Origin of the sequence: Methylobacterium thuringiense (assembly GCF_022179645.1) — a bacterium.
GTDB classification, from domain to species: Bacteria; Pseudomonadota; Alphaproteobacteria; order Rhizobiales; family Beijerinckiaceae; genus Methylobacterium; species Methylobacterium thuringiense.
This window is the reverse complement of the sequence record NZ_BPRA01000014.1, coordinates 86,344-104,191: the sequence shown is the minus strand read 5'-3', so window position 1 is coordinate 104,191 and position 17,848 is coordinate 86,344. Positions and strand designations below refer to the sequence as shown.

Below are 17,848 nucleotides of genomic sequence, written 5' to 3'. Positions count from 1 at the left end.
CGGCGCTGCGATCGTGTGCCGGACAGCAGAGGTAACGCCCGTATGAAGCATCTCCTGATCGCCGCCACGGTGGCGCTCTCCGCCCTGACCCTGTCGAGCGCAGCCGACGCCCAGGGCGTTCCCGGCGGCATGCGCCGTGGCGCCAACGAGGGCAATCGCGTCGCCGGGCCCATCGGCGGCATCGTCGGCGGCGCGGTTGGCGGAGCCGTCGGCGGTGTCAACGGCGTCCTCGGGATCGATCCGGGCCGTCGCGGCTACCGTACCCGCATGCGCTCGCACCGCGGCTACCACAACCGCCGCCACTACCACTGAGCGGTCGGAGTGCGGGATGGATCGGCCGGGCGCGCTGCCCGGCCTTTTTTATGACGATCGACGGCGCCGCGCCGCATCCTGCGCCAGCAATGCGAGGCCCGATCCGACGATGATCGCCGACCCGAGCAGCGTCCAGACGCTCGGCACGTCGCCGAAGACGAGGAAGCCGAGCAGCACCGACCACAGGATCTGCGTGTAGATGAAGGGCGCCAGCACGTTGGCCGGCACCCGGGCATGGGCCAGCACCAGCAGCCAGTGTCCGGCGGTGCCGAACAGCCCGACGCCGATCAGCATCGCCCAGGCGAGAGGGGAAGCCGGCGTAGTCCAGATCCAGGGCAGCAGCGGGCTCATCAGCAGGAGCCCGGCGAGACCGGAATAGAAGATCGTGGTGGCGCTGGAATCGTAGGCCGCGAGCTTGCGCGTCGCGATGATGTAGAGCGCGTAGCAGCTCATGTTGCCGAAGCAGAACAGCAGCGCCGGCTGCATCGTGCCGATCCCCGGCCGTACGATCACGAGTACGCCGACGAAGCCGAAGGCGATCGCTACGAGCCGCCGACGGGACGACCATTCCCCGAGGAGCGGGCCGGCCAGCAACGCGACGGCGAGCGGCGCCGCGAACTGGATCGACACGGTCTCCGCGAGCTGAAGCGAGCGCAACGCCAGGAAGTTGCAGGCGGTCGAGCCGAACAGCAGCAGGGAGCGCGCCACCTGCAGGGGCAGCCGCCGGGTGCGGGCGACGCCGGGCTTGGTCACCGGGTTGAGCACTGCGGTGACCAGCACGACGTTCACTGCGTAGCGCATGAAGGTGCTGAGCAGCGGGTCGACACCCTCGCGGGCCAGGATCTTTCCCGATGCGTCGAGGCCCGCGAAGAAGATCGGCGCCAGACACATCAGCCCGATGCCGACGAGCCGGTCTCGCCGGGCGCGGGCGTCCGGGGTCATGACGGGTGGGGACGGTGGGGTCATCGCCCCGGTGTCTGGCGGAATCGGCCGTGCGATGCCACGCCAACCCTCAAAAAACGAAAAAAGCCTCGCCGAACAACGCAGCTTGGCCGTCCCAAGACTCGTCCCGGGCAGGAGGCGACCCTATCTAACCTTGAGATGCAATAGAGGAGCTGGAATGTCCCGCGACCAGAGCCACAATATCGATCGCGCCGAGACCAAAGCAGCCAAGGCGGCCGAACAGCAGGCGAAGGCTGCTACGATCTGGAACGAGATCGAGGCCGACCGGCGCGCGGTGGATGATCGGACCGAGCGGCTGCGGGCACTTCGCCTCGCACGCGATTCTGACGGACGCGACTGATTACTTTGAGAAGTCTGCGATGACGGGTTTGATACGCTCTCCGTCATTCCGGGGCCGCAAAGCGGAACCCGGAACCGACAACCGGCCACAGCGTTGCGCGTGGGTTCCGGGTTTTCGCCTGCGGCGAGCCCCGGAATGACGACAAAGTGTCTCTTCCGGATGGGAAAGATCTCAAAAACTAAGCTGGGCGCGCCACCGCATCCGACGTAACTGGGCCGATCAGAGTCTCGGCCTCGTCGTCGACATCCGGATCGCCGTCCGTTTCCGGATCGGCCTCGTGGCCGGTGACGCCCGCCGCCTCTGCGAGATTGCCGGCGGCCTTGCGCAGGAGCTTGCGCAGGCGGCGCTTCTCCTTGCCGTCGAAATCGTCGAGCAACTCCGCCTCAACCTCGTCCCAGATCCGTTCGATCGCCGCCGCCTTGGCCATGCCGGTCTCAGTGAGCCGCACGCGGACGATGCGGCCGTCGCCGGCTTCGGCCCGGCGCTCGACGAAGCCGAGGGCGGCGAGCCGCGAGATGGTCTTGGAAGCGGTCGGAGGACGGACCCGCAGGGTCGCCGCGAGGTCGCCCATGGTCATCGAGCCCGCCACCGCCAGCGCTTGCACCACCTGCTCCTGCCCGGCGAACAGGTCGAGGGCGGCGAGCCGGTCGCCGACGCGGGCCCGATGGAGACGGGCGGCCTGGACGAGCGCCCAGCCGACGCTCTTGGAGGCCGGAGCCCGCATCGGTTTGGCCTGCTTGCCGTCTTTGCCCGGGCCGTCTTTGCCCACGCCGCGCTTACCCGTTTCAGGAGAATGACCGCCGGGCGGACTGGTTACGGATGCGTCCGCCGGCTCACCCTGCCTCGCCGACATGACCGATGCTCCTCCGACAGACATGCGAGCTGTCACGCCTGTCGGCGCTGCTCGATTCGGGAGCTTCTGCCAGCCTAACCGTGACGGCGCGATGACGTAAAGCTTACTCGGCTCTTCGTTGCTCCGGGACGCCGCTTCAGCAGGTCGGCATCAGCCCCTTGAGCCGGGCCAAGATGTCTTCGCCTGCGCAGGGTCGTGCGATGAACTGCGCGCCCTCCGGCATCCGGTCCGGATCGGGGGCGGCCCGGCCCGAGACGATCAGGATCGGAAGCTCGGGACGTGCCTGCGAGGCCGAGTTGGCGAGATCGAAGCCGTTGGCCTTGCCCGACAATTCCACGTCCGTCACGAGCCCGCAGATGTCGGGGCGGGCCTGGAGGATGCTCAGGGCCCGCTCGGCGGACGCGCATTGCAGTGTGTCGTAGCCGCCGTCTTCGAGGACATCACCGAGATCCATGATCGTCAGCGCCTCGTCCTCCACCAAGAGGATCACCGGGCGATCGTCGTCTGCCGGATTCGTCGTCTCGCTCGCCACCATTCACTCCTGAGCTTGTTCGAGACCCATTGGGCGGCTTTGCGCCGCTCTGCCGTCATTCGCCGTGAGGCTAGTGCTGGAATCGTGAACAGCCAACGGGGAACGGGAGCCGTGGTTGCAGCGCCGCATCGGTGTCGCGTGAAGATCACCGTCCTTCCGGGGCCGCCGCAATGTCGCAGACCGCCGCAATCAGGCGGTCGAGGTCTCCCTCCGGGATGGTCAGTGCCGGGGTGAGGTAGACGATGTCGCCGAAGGGCCGCACCCAGACGCCCCGCTCGACGAATTTTTGCTTGAGCACGGCCAGATCGGGCGTCCCTGCGAACTGGACGACGCCGATCGCGCCGAGCACGCGGACATCCGCGATTCCCGGCTTTTTCCGCAAAGGCGCGAGGCCTTCGTCGAGACGTGCACCGATGGCCTCGGCCTGCGCGAGCCGTGGCTCGGCCTCGAAGAGGTCGAGGCTCGCGTTGGCGGCGGCGCAGGCGAGCGGGTTCGCCATGAAGGTCGGGCCGTGCATCAGCGCATGAGCCGGGTCGTCGGACCAGAACTGCGAAAAAATCTCGGAGGTGGCGACGGTGGCGGCGAGCGCCATGGTGCCGCCGGTGAGCGCCTTCGACAGGCAGACGATGTCGGGCACCACACCGGCCTGTTCGCAGGCGAAGAGCGAGCCGGTGCGGCCGAAGCCCGTAAAGATCTCGTCGGCGATGAGCGGCAGGCCGTGTCGGCGGCTGAGCCGGGCGATCGTCGCCAGCACCTCGGGCGGATGCATCAGCATGCCACCGGCGCCCTGGACAAGCGGCTCGACGATCACCGCCGCGAGCTCGTGACGATGGGCGGCCATCGCCGCGTCGAGCGCGGCTTCGGGGGCAGCCGTGCGCGGCAAGTCACAAAAAACCTGGGACGGCAGGTAGGCGCCGAAACGGCGATGCATGCCCTCGTCGGGATCGCAGGCCGACATCGCGCCCATCGTGTCGCCGTGATAGCCGCCGCGGAAAGCGAGCACGCGGGTGCGGCCGCTTACGCCGCGATTCAGCCAGAGCTGAACGGCCATCTTCAGGGCGACTTCGACGGCGACCGAGCCGGAATCCGTGAAGAAGACGTGGTTCAGATCACCCGGCAGCAGGGCGGCGAGGCGCGCGGCCAATTTTTCGGCTGGGGCATGCGTCAGGCCGCCGAACATTACGTGCGGCATCCGCTGCAGCTGGTTGCTCACCGCGTCGCGGATATGGGGATGGTTGTAGCCGTGGACCGCCGTCCACCACGACGCGATGCCGTCGATCAGCGCGCGGCCGTCGGCCAGGGTGATCCGGCTGCCGGACGTCGCCACCGCTTCGAGCGGGGCTACCGCCAGCTTCATCTGCGTATAGGGCCGCCAGAGATGATCGCCGCGCCGTTCGGTCATGGCGACGGGATGCGAGGCAGGGGCGTCCCGGGTCAAGTCCAGCTGTCGGAGACGCCTCGATCACGCTGCGTTTTGATCGGTCCGATCAAAACGCAGAAAACGTAATCGGTTCAAAAGTTGAGAGCAGGCTTCGCGCAAAAAACCGTTGCCACTTTTTCGCAGCCTGCTTCTAGCGGCGCGGCTCGAGCGGGCGCCCGCTGCGGCGCTCGATCACTACGGTCGGGCGGGTCCGGCGCTCGACGACTACGGTGCGCGGGGCACGGGTCGGTGAGCCGGGACTCATGATCCGGTCGGGCATCCGGTCGAAGGTCCGTTCGGGAAGCCGCTCCCGCGGCCGCTCCTGCCGTTCCTTTGCGGCGGCGAGCACGTGGGGGCGAACCTCGTCGAGGGGAAGGCCGATCAGGCCGGCCGCGATCTCGACCTGTTGCTCGACATCGTCGGCGAGATCCTGCGCGGCGGCGACCGCCTCGACCAGCGTCGGCGGTTCCTTGCGCACCCGGATCGGGGGCAGGTCGGCGAAGTTCTTCAGGATCTTCTTCACGGCACGACTCGCAGAGGTCATCGCCCGAGACTAGGCGCTTCCATACGCTTTGTGCACCGCACCAAATGGACAAAGAGCCATCCACAGGATGCATGCCGTCGTACTCTGGACAGCGGCGCCAGCATGATCCTGTCACCGATCGGCTGCCAGAACATTGTTTAGGCAGACGATGGAATCGTCGGCATCGAACTGCGTCAGAACGACACGGTAATGCCGGGCCTACTGGTCCGCCAGCCGGGCCATCAGTTCCGGCGACAAGGAGAAATTCACGAAGACGTTCTGGACGTCGTCCTGGTCCTCGATGACCTCGACGAGGCGGATCAGCTTCTCGCCGGTCTCGTCGTCGACGTCGACCAAGTTCTGGGCCTTCCAGATCAAGGCGGTGCGGCGCGGCTCGCCGAATCGCGCCTCCAGCGCCTTCGAGACCTCGCCATAGGCGGTCTGCTCGCAAAAGATCTCGTGGCCGTCCTCGGAGGAGCGGACGTCGTCTGCGCCGGCCTCGATGGCGGCTTCCAGCACGGCGTCGGCATCGCCGACCTCGGGGGCGAACTCGACCAGCCCGACATGGTCGAACATGAAGGCGACGGCGCCGGTCTCGGCGAGGCTGCCACCGGACTTGGTGAAGGCCGAGCGCACGTCGCTGGCCGTGCGGTTGCGGTTGTCGGTCTGCGCCTCGACGATCAGCGCGGCGCCGCCGGGGCCGTAGCCCTCGTAGCGGATCTCCTCGTAGTTCTCGCCGTCGGCGCCGCTGGCCTTCTTGATGGCGCGCTCGATGTTGTCCTTGGGCACGTTCTCGGCCCGCGCTGCGACGATGGCCGCGCGCAGGCGGGCATTCATCGCAGGGTCGGGCATGCCGAGCTTGGCTGCGACCGTGATCTCGCGGGCGAGCTTGCCGAACAGCTTCGAGCGGACCGCGTCGACGCGGCCCTTGCGGTGCATGATGTTCTTGAACTGGGAATGCCCGGCCATGGCGTGACCTTTTCTTCTTGTGTCGGATGAGCGGAGGGCTCCCGAGAGCGGGATCCTCTACGCCTGACGTCTCGCGGAATGGGGCTGCGTTATAGGACCGGCGCGCGCGCGGTGGCAACGCGGGTGATGGAGAAGGCTCAGCCGCGCTTCAGCAGGCGTTTGGCCTCCGCCTTCGCCCGGTGCTCGAAGCGGGCCAGCGCCACGCGCCGCCCGATCGACAGCCGGGCCTCGCCCCCGGGCGGCATCGCGATGATCTCGGCGATCGTCTCGCGCTCGCGATAGAGGCTCTCCAGGGCCGAACCGGCGCGTGTCGCCGAGTCCAGCCGCTCGGCGAAGGCGGTCTCGTGAAAGGCGCGAACGATTTCGGCTTCCAATACCAGGCCGGGTGCGAGGGCGCGCTCGCGCTCGTCGTAGGCGGTCTTGAGAAGACAGGCCGTGCCGCCGGCGATCAGCGCGAGGCTGACGGCGAGGGGGCGCCCGTCGAGGCTGAGGGTGTCGGCCCGCACGGTGACCGGGCCTGCCGTGCCGGCAAACAGAGCGTGGGCGAGGGCAAGGGTTTTGGGGCGGCAGGCCAGGGCCGTGCCGGCCTCGCCCTTCCAGCCCGCCGCTTCCAGGGCCAGGAAGTCTTCGAGAGCCGAGGCGAGCGCCTCGCCTTCGGTGGCGGTGACGCGTTCGAGGGTGCCGGCCTCGGCGAGCCGGCGCCGGCGGCGGCGCAGGTCCTTGAGCCGGCTCATGTGCGGATGGTCCGTCAGGAAGGCATCGTGGCTCGGGCGGCGGTCGAGCACCGGGCGCTCGAAGGTTTCGACGATACCGGTGGTCCAGCCGGCCTCGTGCATCGCGGCGAGCAGGCCTTGGCCGGCGCGGCCTGAAATCGAGAGCAGCGGCCAACGCCAGGCGCGGCCGCCGGAGGCTTCTGCCAGACCCGCGACCAGGGTCGCCAGAGTATCGGCGAAGGCGTCGCCGGCCACGAGCGGCGCGCTCGACGGCATGAAGGGCGAGAGGACGGGTTGGGCCACCGCGGTGCCGAGGCCGGTGATGTCGAGGCCGCTGCGGAACGGCAGGATCGCGTCGAGCCGCTCGCCGGTGCGCACGATGACGAAGGCGCAGTCGTCGCGCAGCAGCCCGGCTTGGCGGTGCGCCTCGATGACGTGCCGGCTGAAATGCGGATGGGGTTCGACGGCGCGCGCGACGCAATCGTCCCAGGCCTGCGGCTCGGCTCTCAGGGTGGCCAGATCGACGATCCCAACCGATTGCCGGGCCCGACACGCGCCCTTTCTGGCCTCGGCTCCGCGACGACCCATCGGTGCGATCACCGCCCCGTCCTGCGCGCGAAAACCTGCGAAAACGCCGGAGTCGCAATGCCGTGGATGGCCCGGGCGCCGACCGCCATGGCGGCGGCGCGCAGGATCGTCACGCAGGCCATGGCCAAGGCCGCACCGATCAGGCCGAGCCACGGAACGAGCGCGAAGCAGAGCACGGCCCCGAGGCCGAGCATCGCCACGGTGATGCCGGCGCAGAGCTTCTCCCCGCCGAGCATGGTCAGCAGGTCTTCGCCGGGGCCGAACAGGCTGGCTCCGACGCTGCCGACGACGAGGACCGTCAGCACCGGAAGACTCTCGCGGAATTCCGGCCCGAACAGGCCAAGCAGCAGCGGCGCCGCGATCACCGTGCCCGCGCCGACGAGGGCGGTGGCGCCGAGCACCCAGCGGGCCTGATCGCGCACAAGGTTGTCGAGTCCGGCCATGTCGCCCTGCGCCTTGGCGGCGGTGAAGCGCTGCGCGGTGGCGGCAGAGGCCGCATAATGGACCAGGATCACGAGCTGCTGGATGCGGGTCGCGGCGAAGTACAGGCCCACCGCGGCGGGCGGCATCAGCAGGCCGAGCACGAGCACGTCGACGAAGGCGAAGGCGGCCGCCGCGAGTTCCACGGCGGCGATCGGCAGGCAGGCGGTCATCCATTCCCGCCAGCGGTAGCGGCGCTCGCCCCGTAGAAGCGGCGGTCCGAGCCGCACCAGGAGCAGGCCGCCCTGGACGGTCACGGCGATGCCGGTCGCCAGCAGCATGCAGGCCAACGCCACCGAGGCCTTGGCCGGTGCGCCGGCCAGGACCGCGACGACCATCGCGGCCATCATCAGGCCCTGGCGCAGCAGGTAGGGCGGCGCGATGGCGAGCACGGCCCAGTTGCGGCTGCGGGCGACACCTTCGAGGTAATCCTGGAAGGCCAGGAGCGGGAGGACCAGGGCGCCGATCACGATCGGCACGCCGTAGGGGCCGGCGAGCAGATGGCCCTCGGCCCGCAGGGCGACGAGTCCGATCAGCGACACGGCCAATCCGCCCGCCATGCTCGCCGCCGCCCCTCCGGCGAGGAAGCCGCGCATCTCGGCCCGGTGCCCCCGCGCCTCGGCTGCCGGCAGGAAGCGGCAGGCGCCCTGCGAGAGACCGAGCGTGGCGGTGTGTCCGAGGATGGTCATCCAGACCCAGACGGTCGCGAAGATCCCGTATTCGGTCCCGCCCATCAGCCGGACCATCAGGACCTGCGCCGCGTAGGCGAAGCCGGCGGCCGCGATCCGCACGGCGAACACGCTCACGGCCGAGAGACCGGCGCCGGAACGGGCCGCCTTCAGCCGTCCGACCGTAGCGTCGAAGGAAAGACCCGCTGCCATGGCGATTCTTCGCGAATCGGCGTGCGCAGGCGCACACGCACCAGTTCACATCGTACCCGCCGCAGCGTTTCGAGCGGGTTAAGCCGGTTGCCGACGCTCCGGGGCAGGGTCATGTGGGCCCTCGAGAGGGTAGCCCGTCAGCGTCTCCGGAGCATGCGATGATCGACCTGCATTACTGGCCCACCCCGAACGGTCACAAGGTGACGCTGTTCCTGGAGGAGACCGGGCTGCCCTACCGGATCCAGGCCGTGAACATCGGGAAGGGCGACCAGTTCAAGCCGGACTTCCTGCAGATCGCCCCGAACAACCGGATGCCGGCGATCGTCGACCACGACCCGGCCGACGGTGGCGCGCCGGTCGCGCTGTTCGAATCCGGCGCGATCCTGCTCTACCTCGCGGACAAGACCGGGCGGTTCATCCCCGAGGACATCCGGGGCCGGGCCGAGGTGCTGCAATGGCTGTTCTGGCAGATGGGCGGGCTCGGGCCGATGGCCGGGCAGAACCACCATTTCTCGCAGTATGCGCCCGAAAAGATCCCCTACGCGATCGACCGCTACGTCAACGAGACCGACCGCCTCTACGGCGTTCTCGACCGGCGCCTGGCCGACCGGGCGTTCGTCGCCGGGCCCGACTATTCCATCGCCGACATGGCGGCCTATCCCTGGATCGTGCCGTGGGAGAAGCAGGGCCAGCGCCTCGACGACCATCCGCACCTGAAGCGCTGGTTCGACGCGATTGCCGAACGCCCGGCGACGAGGGCCGCCTATGCCAAGGCCCCGGAGGTCAATCCCGATCACGGCAAGACCATGAGCGACGACGCCAAGAAGGTGATGTTCGGCCAGACCGCCGGGAGTACGAAACGCTGACAGGCGCCCCCGGACCGTGACAGCGACGGGCGGCTTTTGTAGAGAGGCCGCCTGTCTCAGGCCTTCGGCTCTGAGCTTCTGTCTTGCCGCGCCTTCTTTCGACGAACCGGAGACCACTTCGTCGGAAAGCGCTCTTGCCGTCCCGCCCGCCCGGAAACACCCGATGTCCCACGACGCCCTCGCCCAGACCATCGAAGCCGCCTGGGAAGACCGCGCCGGCATCTCCACCACGACCACCGGCGCGGTGCGCGAGGCCGTCGAGGACGCGCTGAACCTGCTCGATTCCGGCCGGGAACGCGTCGCCTACAAGACCGGCGACCAGCCCGGCGAAGGCTGGCAGGTGAACCAGTGGCTGAAGAAGGCCGTGCTGCTCTCCTTCCGCCTCAACGACATGGTGCCGATCGCCGGCGGCCCGGGCTCGTCCACCTGGTGGGACAAGGTGCCCTCGAAGTTCGAGGGTTGGGGCGAGGCCGAGTTCCGGACCGGCGGGTTCCGCGCCGTGCCGGGCTGTTTCGTGCGTCGCGGTTCCTTCATCGCGCCGGGCGCGGTGCTGATGCCGTCCTTCGTCAACCTCGGCGCCTATGTCGGGGAGGGCACCATGGTCGACACCTGGGTGACGATCGGCTCCTGCGCCCAGGTGGGGAAGAACTGCCACATCTCCGGCGGCGCCGGCATCGCCGGCGTGCTCGAGCCGCTGCAGGCCAACCCGGTGATCATCGAGGACAACTGCTTCGTCGGCGCCCGCGCCGAAGTCGCCGAGGGCGTGATCGTCGGCGAGGGCTCGGTGCTTTCCATGGGCGTCTATATCGGCGCCTCGACCCGCATCATCGACCGTGCCACCGGCGAGACCTTCTACGGCCGCGTGCCGCCCTACTCGGTCGTCGTCTCCGGCACGACCCCCGGCAAGCCGCTCCCCGATGGCAGCCCGGGCCCCGGCCTGTACTGCGCGGTCATCGTCAAGCGCGTCGACGCCAAGACCCGGGCGAAGACCGGCATCAACGAGCTGCTACGGACCTGAGGCCGGTCCCCGTCGCGACGTCGGTATGCGATCGCGGCTCCTCCATGATCGCGACCGATGCGCCGATGGCGGGACGGCGCGTCACGAGGATCGCCGAGAGCGCCTTCCGGCCGAGCGGAGCGCTTCCACCGGCCATTCCGGTGTCGCAGCTGTTTCGTGATCCCGTTTCCGGTCGATCGGATCGGTATGCGGCAGGTCCCTCCTCCCCCTGTGGGGGAGATGGCCGCGAAGCGGACGGAGGGGACGCGGCGTTGCCGGCACAGGCTCGGCGCTGCCACTCCACCGTGCTAGCGCGCGGTCTCCCTCGCCCAGGGGGCGAGGACAGGCACGGCGCCGCTGCAATCGACCGGAAACGGTAGGAGACGCCCTTCGGCGATGTGGACCTGTCCCTGGAGCCGTCGGAGGCCTGTTCCCGCCATACGGCGAAACACGAACGGCTCATCCGAAAGCCAGGTCGTTCAAGTCCATCCCGAAGAAAAATACAATTTCTGATAGTCTATTTGGCGGATGCTGACAATTTTCGACTGTATCAGCGGGATAAAAATTAATCATATCAACAATATGAAATGTTAACAAATAGATACTCATCTTTGAAGACAAGCTTACGATAAATTCAGCCCTGCAAATTCGTCGAGGCCGGTCTGATGCAGTTTCAGAATAAGATCGACGGAACAACATTGCTGCGGCCTGAGATGACCTTGTCGAGCTCCGATGCTTATCGTGACTCCGATCTCGACGCGAACGCCATGCAGAACGATTTCCGCATGCTGCTGGAGGCCGTGAGCGATTACGCGGTCTACAGGCTGACGCCAGAGGGCAACGTATCGAGTTGGAACAAGGGCGCCGAACGGAACAAGGGCTATACCTTCGCCGAAGCGATCGGGCTGCATGTCTCGGCCTTCTACACTGCGGAGGATCGCGCCGCGGGAGCGCCGGCCAGGACCCTCGCGGCAGCGGCGGAGTCCAAGTTCGAAACCCATGGCTGGCGGGTCCGCAAGGACGGCAGCCGCTTCTGGGCGCATGTCGTCCTCGAAGCGATCCGCGATCCGGACGGCCGGCTCGTCGGCTTTGCGAAGGTCACCTGCGACGTGACGGCCCAGAAGATCGATCGCGACGGTCTGGTGCGGAACCTCGATGCCGCCCTGTCCAACATGTCCCAGGGGCTCTGCCTGTTCGATGCCGAGGAGCGCCTCGTCCTCGCGAATTCCCGGATGGCCGAGATCTGCGGCCTGTCGGCCGGCGAGATCGTGCCGGGAACGCCGTTCGTCGACATCGTGCGGGCCTTGCTCGGCCGCCGCCGGATGGAGCCGGCCGTCTCGGTCGGCGCCCTGTACGGACAGCAGCGGGCGCTGATCCTGCAGGCGGGCGGGGGCGGCGCCGTGCTGAAGATGCTGCCCGACACCGTCGTCTCCGTCATCCACCGGCCGATGGCCGACGGATCGTGGGTGACGACGATCGAAGACATCTCGGACCGCAGCCGGTCCCAGGATCAGATCGCCCACATGGCGATGCACGACGCCCTGACGGATCTGCCCAACCGGGTGATGTTCCGCCAGCGGCTGGACGACGCCCTGCGCCGGGTCAAGCGCGGCGAGCCTTGCGCGGTCCTCTGCCTCGATCTCGACCGCTTCAAGACCATCAACGACACGCTCGGACACCCGGTGGGCGACACGCTGCTGGTCTCCGTCGCCGAGCAGTTGCGCGGCCTCGTTCGCGAGACCGATACCGTCGCCCGGCTTGGCGGGGACGAGTTCGCCATCGTTCAGACCAATGTCGGGCATCCGGACGACAGCAAGGTCCTGGCCGATCGCCTGATCCGTGCGCTGTCTGTTCCGAAGGAGATCGACGGCCATCTCGTCGCGAGCGGGGTCAGCATCGGTATCGCGCTCGCGCCCGGCGACGGCATGGACCCCGACCAGATCCTCAAGTCTGCCGATCTGGCACTCTATCGGGCCAAGGCCCACGGGCGCGGCCGCTACTGCTACTTCGAGCCGGGGATGGACGTGCTGCCGCAGGAGCGGCGGCGGCTCGAACTCGATCTGCGGACCGCCCTGGCGGCCAACCAGTTCGAACTCTACTACCAGCCGATCGTCGACATCGAACGCGACCTGGTCTGCGGGTTCGAGGCCCTGATCCGATGGCATTCGCCCCAGCGGGGCCTGGTGCCTCCCGCCGATTTCATTCCCCTGGCCGAAGAAATCGGCCTGATCGTCGACATCGGCGCCTGGGTCCTGCACTCCGCCTGCCGCGAGGCGGCGGCATGGCCGGAGCACATCAAGGTCGCGGTCAACGTGTCGGTGGCGCAGTTCAGGGGGTTCGGGCTCGTCGACACCGTACGGTCGGCGCTCGCCGCCTCGGGCCTCGCCCCGACACGATTGGAAATCGAGATCACCGAATCGATCATGATCAACGACAGCGCGCATACCTGCGCCGTCCTGCATCAGCTGAAAGCCCTCGGGCTGTCGATCTCGATGGACGATTTCGGCACGGGCTATTCCTCGCTCGGCTATCTGAGGAGCTTTCCCTTCGACAAGATCAAGATCGATCGCTCCTTCATCGAGGGATTGGGAGAGGCCGCGGATTGCAATGCGATCGTCCAGGCCGTCATGGGCATCTGCGACAGCCTGGGCATCATCGCCACGGCCGAGGGGGTCGAAAATCAGGAGCAGATCGCACAGTTGAAATCCAGGAATTGCCACCAGGCGCAAGGCTATCTGTACAGTAAGCCGCGCCCGTCCTCGGAAGTGAACTGCATCATCGATCGGATCGACCTGCAGGTTCGGCACTAAAACCGTATCCGATCCGATTGCATCGGACCGGCGTCTCTCGGATTCTGTTTTTCGACGATTTTTATTGCGACCGGCCGGCATCCCCTTGGATCGGTGCGCCGCGAGGATGCCGGGCGGCCGCTGCGACCTACCTTGAGCGCTGGCCGCCGCGTATCGAGGAATCCGAGCATGGCAAATCCCGTCCCTACCACCCGCACCCTCGACCTGACGGTCGCCGGCTGGCGCGTGCCGACGCCCTGCGACGTGATCGGCGAGGGGCCGGAGGCGCTGCTGCTGCCGGCCCTGTCCTCGATTTCCGCACGCGCGGAAATGCGGCCGCTGGCTCGCGAGCTGTCCGGCTCCCATCGCTGCCTCGTGCCCGACTGGCCGGGCTTCGGCGCGCATGACCGGGTACGGGTGCCCCTCGAACCGGCGACCTTCCACGCTTTCCTCGATGCGCTCATCGCCGCCGCCCCCGGCCCCTACGCCCTCGGGATCGCGGCCGGCCACGCCGCCGGCTATCTCGTGGCGGCGGCGCGGCGGCATCCGCAGGCGTTCGGGCGGCTGGTCCTGGTCGCCCCGACCTGGCGCGGCCCCCTGCCCACCGCGATGGGTGCGGGCCGGGCGGACTGGTTCGGGCGCATCCGCAGGGCGGTGGAGATGCCGGTCGTCGGCGAGGCGCTCTACCGGGCCAACATCAGCAGACCCGTGATCGGGCGGATGATGCGCGCGCATGTCTTCGCCGACCCCGCCCATGTCACGCCGGAGCTGATCGCGGCCAAGCACGGCATCACCCGCCAGCGCGGCGGACGCTTCGGCACGGCGGCCTTCGTCACCGGCGGGCTCGATCCGGTCGGCAGCCGCGAGGCCTTCCTCGACCTGTTCGGATCGGACCTGCCGCCGGTGCAGGTGCTGCGCTCCGAGGGGGCGCCCCGCCGCTCGGGGGCGGAAATGGATGCGCTATGCGCGTCCGGCCGGGTCGTCGCGACGCGCATTCCCGGCGCGCTCAGCCCGCACGAGGAGTTTTCTCGCGAGACGGCTGCGGCGATCCGCGGGGTGTGAGGCCGGGGCCTCGCCTTTCGCCCGCCCGATCGACGCAGACCGGCAAAAGATAAAGGGATCGATTCCGGCGTCGGATTCCTCCGGTTCATCCGGGACCCCGTAAGATCGGATCGTGACGATGCCGTCGCATGCCGGCATTAAGCCTCTGCGCGTTGGTTTGCCGACCCGGAACCCGCTTCGGCAAACCGCATAGTGTCCCAGATCTCGCCTCGCCCGCGTCTGCGGGTCTCATCCAAGGCCGTTTCGATGCTTCGCCTGCCGACCCTGCTGGCCGCCCTGCTCCTCGCGGCGTCGCCCGTCTCGGCCGAACCGGACAAGGCGCCATCCAAGGAGCCGTCGGCCCCCTCGATCGCGTCCGATCCGGTCAACTCCGACAAGCCGGCGCATAAGCCGTATCTCAGCGACGAGGCCGCGCCCGACACGCTGGCGATCCTGCCGCCGCCGCCCGGCGGCCACTCGGCCTCCGAGAGCGCGGACCGGGCGATCTACAACGCGACGCGCGCCTATGCCGGCACGGCGCGCTGGGAGCTCGCCACCAACGACGTGGCCGAGGGCGCCGCGGCACTCCTCGAGGACTTTTCCTGCGTGCTCGGGCAGCGCCTCGACACCGCGCGTGTGCCGCACCTGATCACGCTGCTCGAGCGCGCGCGCCTCGACCTCGTCCGGGCGGTGCGGGCACCCAAGCGCCATTACCGCCGGCTACGCCCCTTCGTCGGCAACGAGGCGCCGATCTGCGTCGCCCGCGACCCGAAGCTCGCCGACAGCTTCAGCTACCCTTCCGGCCATTCGACGCAGGGCTGGGCCTACGCCATGATCATGGCGGGCCTGATGCCGGAGAAGGCGACGCAGTTCCTGGTGCGCGGACGGCTCTACGGCGAGAGCCGCGTCGTCTGCGGCGTGCATTGGATGAGCGACGTGGTCGTCGCGCGCACCAACGCCTCGGTCGTGTTCGCCGCGCTGATGAGCGATCCCGGCTTCCGGGCGGATCTCGACCGCGCGCGCGTCGAACTGGCGAAGGCGCTCGCCGGCAACGGGACCAAACCCGATGCCGCCATCTGCGCCCGCGAAGAGGCGGCCGCGCGCGAGCCGTTGCTGTGAGCGGCGCGTGCAACCCGGCTTGGGCCACTAGTTTGTAATCAATCTAACTATCTGTTCGAAAACGCGAATTCCTTGCGAAGCTTGACCATTGTTGGCATCCTTGAGTTGTGGCCCTTCCGGGTCAGTGGCGTCGAGGAGTACCCATGCCAACCTGTCGTACCCAGCCGCCGCGTCTCGCCGCGATCCTGACCCTCGGGACGGTGCTGGCGACATCGGTGTCGGTCGTGGCGTCCCCGACGCAGGCGGTCGCGCAGCCGGCGACGACGCTGGAGACCATCTCGGTCGAGGGCGGCGGCGCAACGCGCGGACGCGACGGTGAGGGCCGCGGGCAGGGCGGCGCCCCGGTGACGATCCCCGGAGACGGCAATGGCGGGGCCACGAGCGGCGGCGGCGGCGGTCCCTCCGGCGTCACCGGCTACACCGCCCGCGTCAGCCCCACCGCGACCAAGACCAACACGCCGCTGATCGAGACACCGCAATCGGTCTCGGTGGTGACGCGCGAGCAGCTCAACGACCGCAACGTTCAGAGCCTCAACGAGGCGCTGGCCTACACGCCGGGCGCGGCGACCAACGTGTTCGGCTTCGATCCGCGCTTCGACGCGATCTACATCCGCGGCTTCGACGTCACCTACAACGGCATCTTCCGCGACGGGCTGCGCCAGTCGGCGGTCGGCCTGACCGTCCCGCGGATCGAGCCCTACGGCGCCGAGGCCGTGACCATCCTGCGCGGGCCGGCCTCGGGCCTCTACGGCCTCGGCTCGCCCGGGGGCATCCTCGACGTCACCACGAAGCGCCCGGTCTTCACCCGCTTCGGCGAGGTACAGTTCCAAGCCGGCAACTTCGACCGCTTCCAGGGCAATTTCGATTTCGGCGGCCCGGTCGAGGGCTCGGACGGCACCATGGCCTACCGGATGACCGGCGTGGTGCGCCAGTCCGACACCTTCCTGCCCGGCGCCACCGACGACCGCGTCAACATCGCGCCGGCCTTCACCTGGCGGCCGGATGCCGACACCACCTTCACCGTGCTCACCGAGTTCCAGAAGACCAAGCTGCCCGGCACCTCGGCCTTCTTCAACTTTCCCGGCTTTCAGGTCTCGCGGATCTATCAGGGCGACGGCGCCTTCAACGCCTTCCGGTCCGAGCAATACCGCATCGGCTACGCCTTCGAGCACCGGTTCTCGCCGGACCTGATCGTGCGCCAGAACTTCCGGCATTACGGCGTCGACGGCGACTTCCCCTACGTCCAGATCGATTCGGTCACCGGGCTTTCGGCGCAGCGCTCGACCGGGCTGTTCCGCGAGAGCCTGCGCTCGGTCGCCGTCGACACCCAGGTCGAGGGCCATGTCGCGACCGGGCCGGTGGCCCACACCCTGCTCGCCGGAATCGACTACACCCACTACGATTGGAACCGCCGCTTCGGCTTCGGCACCGCGCCGGATCTCGACCTGACCACCCTGAACTACGGGCGGCAGTTCATCGCCCGGCCGAGCCTGACCAGCTCCGCTCAGCAGGCCCAGGACCAGGTCGGCCTCTACCTGCAGGAGCAGGCGAAGTGGAATCGCTTCGTGCTGACGCTGACCGGCCGGCAGGACTGGGTCTCGCAGGACACGTCGAGCGCCGCGGGTGGCATCGCCGGAACGCCGCAGAGCCAGAACGACGCCGCCTTCACCTACCGCGTCGGCCTCAACTACGAACTCGCGCCCGGCATGGTGCCCTATGCGAGCTACGCGACCACCTTCAACCCGCAATCGGGCACCGACATCAACGGCCGCGCCTTCAAGGCCGCCACCGGCGACCAGATCGAGGCCGGCGTGAAATACCTCGTGCCGGGCACCAACATCATCGCCTCGGTGGCCGGCTTCGACATCAACCAGTCGAGCATCCTGCGCCAGGACCCGAACAACATCGCCAACCAGGTCGCCACGGGCGCGGTCAATTCCCGCGGCTTCGAGATGGAGATGACGGCCAACCTCGCGCCGGGGACCAATCTGACGCTGGCCTACACCCACCTCGACTTCACCTTCGTGCGCCAGACCACCGCCGACGGGGCCGGCAACCCCGTCGCCATCGACGGTAATTCGCTCTCCGGCATCCCCGGCGACACCTTCACCGCCTTCGCCAGCTACCTGTTCCCGCCCTCCTCGGCACTGTCGGGCCTGACCCTCGGCGGCGGCCTGCGCTTCGCCAATTCGAGCTTTGCCGACGACCTGAACACCGTGCGCAACCCGACGGTGACGCTGTTCGACGCCCTCGTCGCCTACGACTTCGCCGCGATCGATCCGAAGTACCGGGGCTTTCGCGCGCAGATCAACGGCTTCAACATCTTCGATCGCGACTACACCAACTGCCAGGCCGGCTTCTGCTACCGCGGCGCCCCGGCGACCGTCATCGGGAGCCTGATCTATCGCTGGTGAGGGGCTGATCCGGCCGCGTTATACTGGTTTCGCGGAAACAGTATAACG

The 17,848-nt window shown here is 68.3% G+C and carries 16 protein-coding genes; 8 read left to right on the top strand and 8 right to left on the bottom strand.

The features are described 5' to 3' along the window. Window positions 1-42: 42 nt before the first annotated feature. Window positions 43-312: a hypothetical protein gene (locus tag MFF07_RS15185; RefSeq protein ID WP_147817469.1), complete on the top strand. Its 270-nt coding sequence runs from the start codon at window positions 43-45 to the stop codon at window positions 310-312. 48 nt (window positions 313-360) lie between these two features. On the opposite strand, the gene MFF07_RS15180 is transcribed toward MFF07_RS15185, so the two are convergent. Further along, entirely contained in the window at window positions 361-1,278 is a 918-nt protein-coding gene (locus MFF07_RS15180; protein WP_147817470.1) for a DMT family transporter, read from the bottom strand. Window positions 1,279-1,432: 154 nt separating this feature from the next. Between MFF07_RS15180 and MFF07_RS15175 the strand changes: the two genes are divergently transcribed. Further along, window positions 1,433-1,615: a hypothetical protein gene (locus tag MFF07_RS15175; RefSeq protein WP_147817471.1), complete on the top strand. Its 183-nt coding sequence runs from the start codon at window positions 1,433-1,435 to the stop codon at window positions 1,613-1,615. Window positions 1,616-1,793: 178 nt separating this feature from the next. Here MFF07_RS15175 and MFF07_RS15170 read toward each other — a convergent pair whose 3' ends face one another. The 7 genes from MFF07_RS15170 to MFF07_RS15140 form a co-directional block, all read right to left on the bottom strand. Next, a complete protein-coding gene (locus MFF07_RS15170; protein ID WP_373322361.1) occupies window positions 1,794-2,492 on the bottom strand; it encodes a MarR family winged helix-turn-helix transcriptional regulator in 699 nt (232 codons plus the stop codon). Between the two features lie 112 nt (window positions 2,493-2,604). Beyond that, window positions 2,605-3,003 carry a response regulator gene (locus tag MFF07_RS15165; protein ID WP_373322360.1) on the bottom strand — a complete coding sequence of 133 codons (399 nt, stop codon included), beginning with the start codon at window positions 3,001-3,003 and terminating at the stop codon, window positions 2,605-2,607. Window positions 3,004-3,145: 142 nt separating this feature from the next. Beyond that, on the bottom strand, window positions 3,146-4,402 hold the full coding sequence (locus MFF07_RS15160) for an adenosylmethionine--8-amino-7-oxononanoate transaminase (protein WP_147817487.1): 1,257 nt from the start codon (window positions 4,400-4,402) through the stop codon (window positions 3,146-3,148). A gap of 169 nt (window positions 4,403-4,571) precedes the next feature. Continuing rightward, window positions 4,572-4,943, bottom strand: a complete 372-nt coding sequence (locus tag MFF07_RS15155) for a hypothetical protein (protein WP_238232306.1) — start codon at window positions 4,941-4,943, stop codon at window positions 4,572-4,574. Between the two features lie 219 nt (window positions 4,944-5,162). Beyond that, window positions 5,163-5,912: a YebC/PmpR family DNA-binding transcriptional regulator gene (locus MFF07_RS15150; protein WP_147817474.1), complete on the bottom strand. Its 750-nt coding sequence runs from the start codon at window positions 5,910-5,912 to the stop codon at window positions 5,163-5,165. A gap of 137 nt (window positions 5,913-6,049) precedes the next feature. Further along, window positions 6,050-7,213, bottom strand: coding sequence for a GNAT family N-acetyltransferase (locus tag MFF07_RS15145; protein ID WP_147817488.1), 1,164 nt, complete (start codon window positions 7,211-7,213; stop codon window positions 6,050-6,052). An 8-nt stretch (window positions 7,214-7,221) separates the two neighbouring features. Continuing rightward, window positions 7,222-8,574 (bottom strand): lipopolysaccharide biosynthesis protein, encoded by a 1,353-nt coding sequence (locus MFF07_RS15140; protein WP_147817475.1) that lies wholly within the window; start codon window positions 8,572-8,574, stop codon window positions 7,222-7,224. A 158-nt stretch (window positions 8,575-8,732) separates the two neighbouring features. On the opposite strand from MFF07_RS15140, the gene MFF07_RS15135 reads away from it, so the two are divergent. The 6 genes from MFF07_RS15135 (at window position 8,733) to MFF07_RS15110 (ending at window position 17,800) form a co-directional block, all read left to right on the top strand. Further along, window positions 8,733-9,440, top strand: a complete 708-nt coding sequence (locus MFF07_RS15135) for a glutathione binding-like protein (RefSeq protein WP_238232305.1) — start codon at window positions 8,733-8,735, stop codon at window positions 9,438-9,440. 163 nt (window positions 9,441-9,603) lie between these two features. Then, window positions 9,604-10,458 carry a 2,3,4,5-tetrahydropyridine-2,6-dicarboxylate N-succinyltransferase gene (dapD, locus tag MFF07_RS15130; RefSeq protein ID WP_147817477.1) on the top strand — a complete coding sequence of 285 codons (855 nt, stop codon included), beginning with the start codon at window positions 9,604-9,606 and terminating at the stop codon, window positions 10,456-10,458. A 746-nt stretch (window positions 10,459-11,204) separates the two neighbouring features. Further along, complete coding sequence (locus tag MFF07_RS15125) at window positions 11,205-13,247, top strand: putative bifunctional diguanylate cyclase/phosphodiesterase (protein ID WP_238232304.1); 2,043 nt, start codon at window positions 11,205-11,207, stop codon at window positions 13,245-13,247. 168 nt (window positions 13,248-13,415) lie between these two features. Further along, window positions 13,416-14,288 (top strand): alpha/beta fold hydrolase, encoded by an 873-nt coding sequence (locus MFF07_RS15120; protein WP_147817479.1) that lies wholly within the window; start codon window positions 13,416-13,418, stop codon window positions 14,286-14,288. Window positions 14,289-14,534: 246 nt separating this feature from the next. Further along, a complete protein-coding gene (locus MFF07_RS15115) occupies window positions 14,535-15,386 on the top strand; it encodes an acid phosphatase (RefSeq protein WP_147817480.1) in 852 nt (283 codons plus the stop codon). Between the two features lie 143 nt (window positions 15,387-15,529). After that, window positions 15,530-17,800, top strand: a complete 2,271-nt coding sequence (locus MFF07_RS15110; RefSeq protein WP_238232303.1) for a TonB-dependent siderophore receptor — start codon at window positions 15,530-15,532, stop codon at window positions 17,798-17,800. The last annotated feature ends 48 nt before the right edge of the window (window positions 17,801-17,848 follow it).

Bases quoted from the DNA above. Each gene is read 5' to 3' on its own strand.
- MFF07_RS15110 (WP_238232303.1), top strand. From the start codon at position 15,530: ATGCCAACCTGTCGTACCCAGCCGCCGCGTCTCGCCGCGATCCTGACC.
- MFF07_RS15120 (WP_147817479.1), top strand. From the start codon at position 13,416: ATGGCAAATCCCGTCCCTACCACCCGCACCCTCGACCTGACGGTCGCC.
- MFF07_RS15115 (WP_147817480.1), top strand. From the start codon at position 14,535: ATGCTTCGCCTGCCGACCCTGCTGGCCGCCCTGCTCCTCGCGGCGTCG.
- MFF07_RS15135 (WP_238232305.1), top strand. From the start codon at position 8,733: ATGATCGACCTGCATTACTGGCCCACCCCGAACGGTCACAAGGTGACG.
- dapD (WP_147817477.1), top strand. From the start codon at position 9,604: ATGTCCCACGACGCCCTCGCCCAGACCATCGAAGCCGCCTGGGAAGAC.
- MFF07_RS15180 (WP_147817470.1), bottom strand. From the start codon at position 1,278: ATGACCCCACCGTCCCCACCCGTCATGACCCCGGACGCCCGCGCCCGG.
- MFF07_RS15145 (WP_147817488.1), bottom strand. From the start codon at position 7,213: ATGGGTCGTCGCGGAGCCGAGGCCAGAAAGGGCGCGTGTCGGGCCCGG.
- MFF07_RS15175 (WP_147817471.1), top strand. From the start codon at position 1,433: ATGTCCCGCGACCAGAGCCACAATATCGATCGCGCCGAGACCAAAGCA.
- MFF07_RS15170 (WP_373322361.1), bottom strand. From the start codon at position 2,492: ATGTCTGTCGGAGGAGCATCGGTCATGTCGGCGAGGCAGGGTGAGCCG.
- MFF07_RS15185 (WP_147817469.1), top strand. From the start codon at position 43: ATGAAGCATCTCCTGATCGCCGCCACGGTGGCGCTCTCCGCCCTGACC.
- MFF07_RS15125 (WP_238232304.1), top strand. From the start codon at position 11,205: ATGCAGAACGATTTCCGCATGCTGCTGGAGGCCGTGAGCGATTACGCG.
- MFF07_RS15160 (WP_147817487.1), bottom strand. From the start codon at position 4,402: ATGACCGAACGGCGCGGCGATCATCTCTGGCGGCCCTATACGCAGATG.
- MFF07_RS15140 (WP_147817475.1), bottom strand. From the start codon at position 8,574: ATGGCAGCGGGTCTTTCCTTCGACGCTACGGTCGGACGGCTGAAGGCG.
- MFF07_RS15165 (WP_373322360.1), bottom strand. From the start codon at position 3,003: ATGGTGGCGAGCGAGACGACGAATCCGGCAGACGACGATCGCCCGGTG.
- MFF07_RS15150 (WP_147817474.1), bottom strand. From the start codon at position 5,912: ATGGCCGGGCATTCCCAGTTCAAGAACATCATGCACCGCAAGGGCCGC.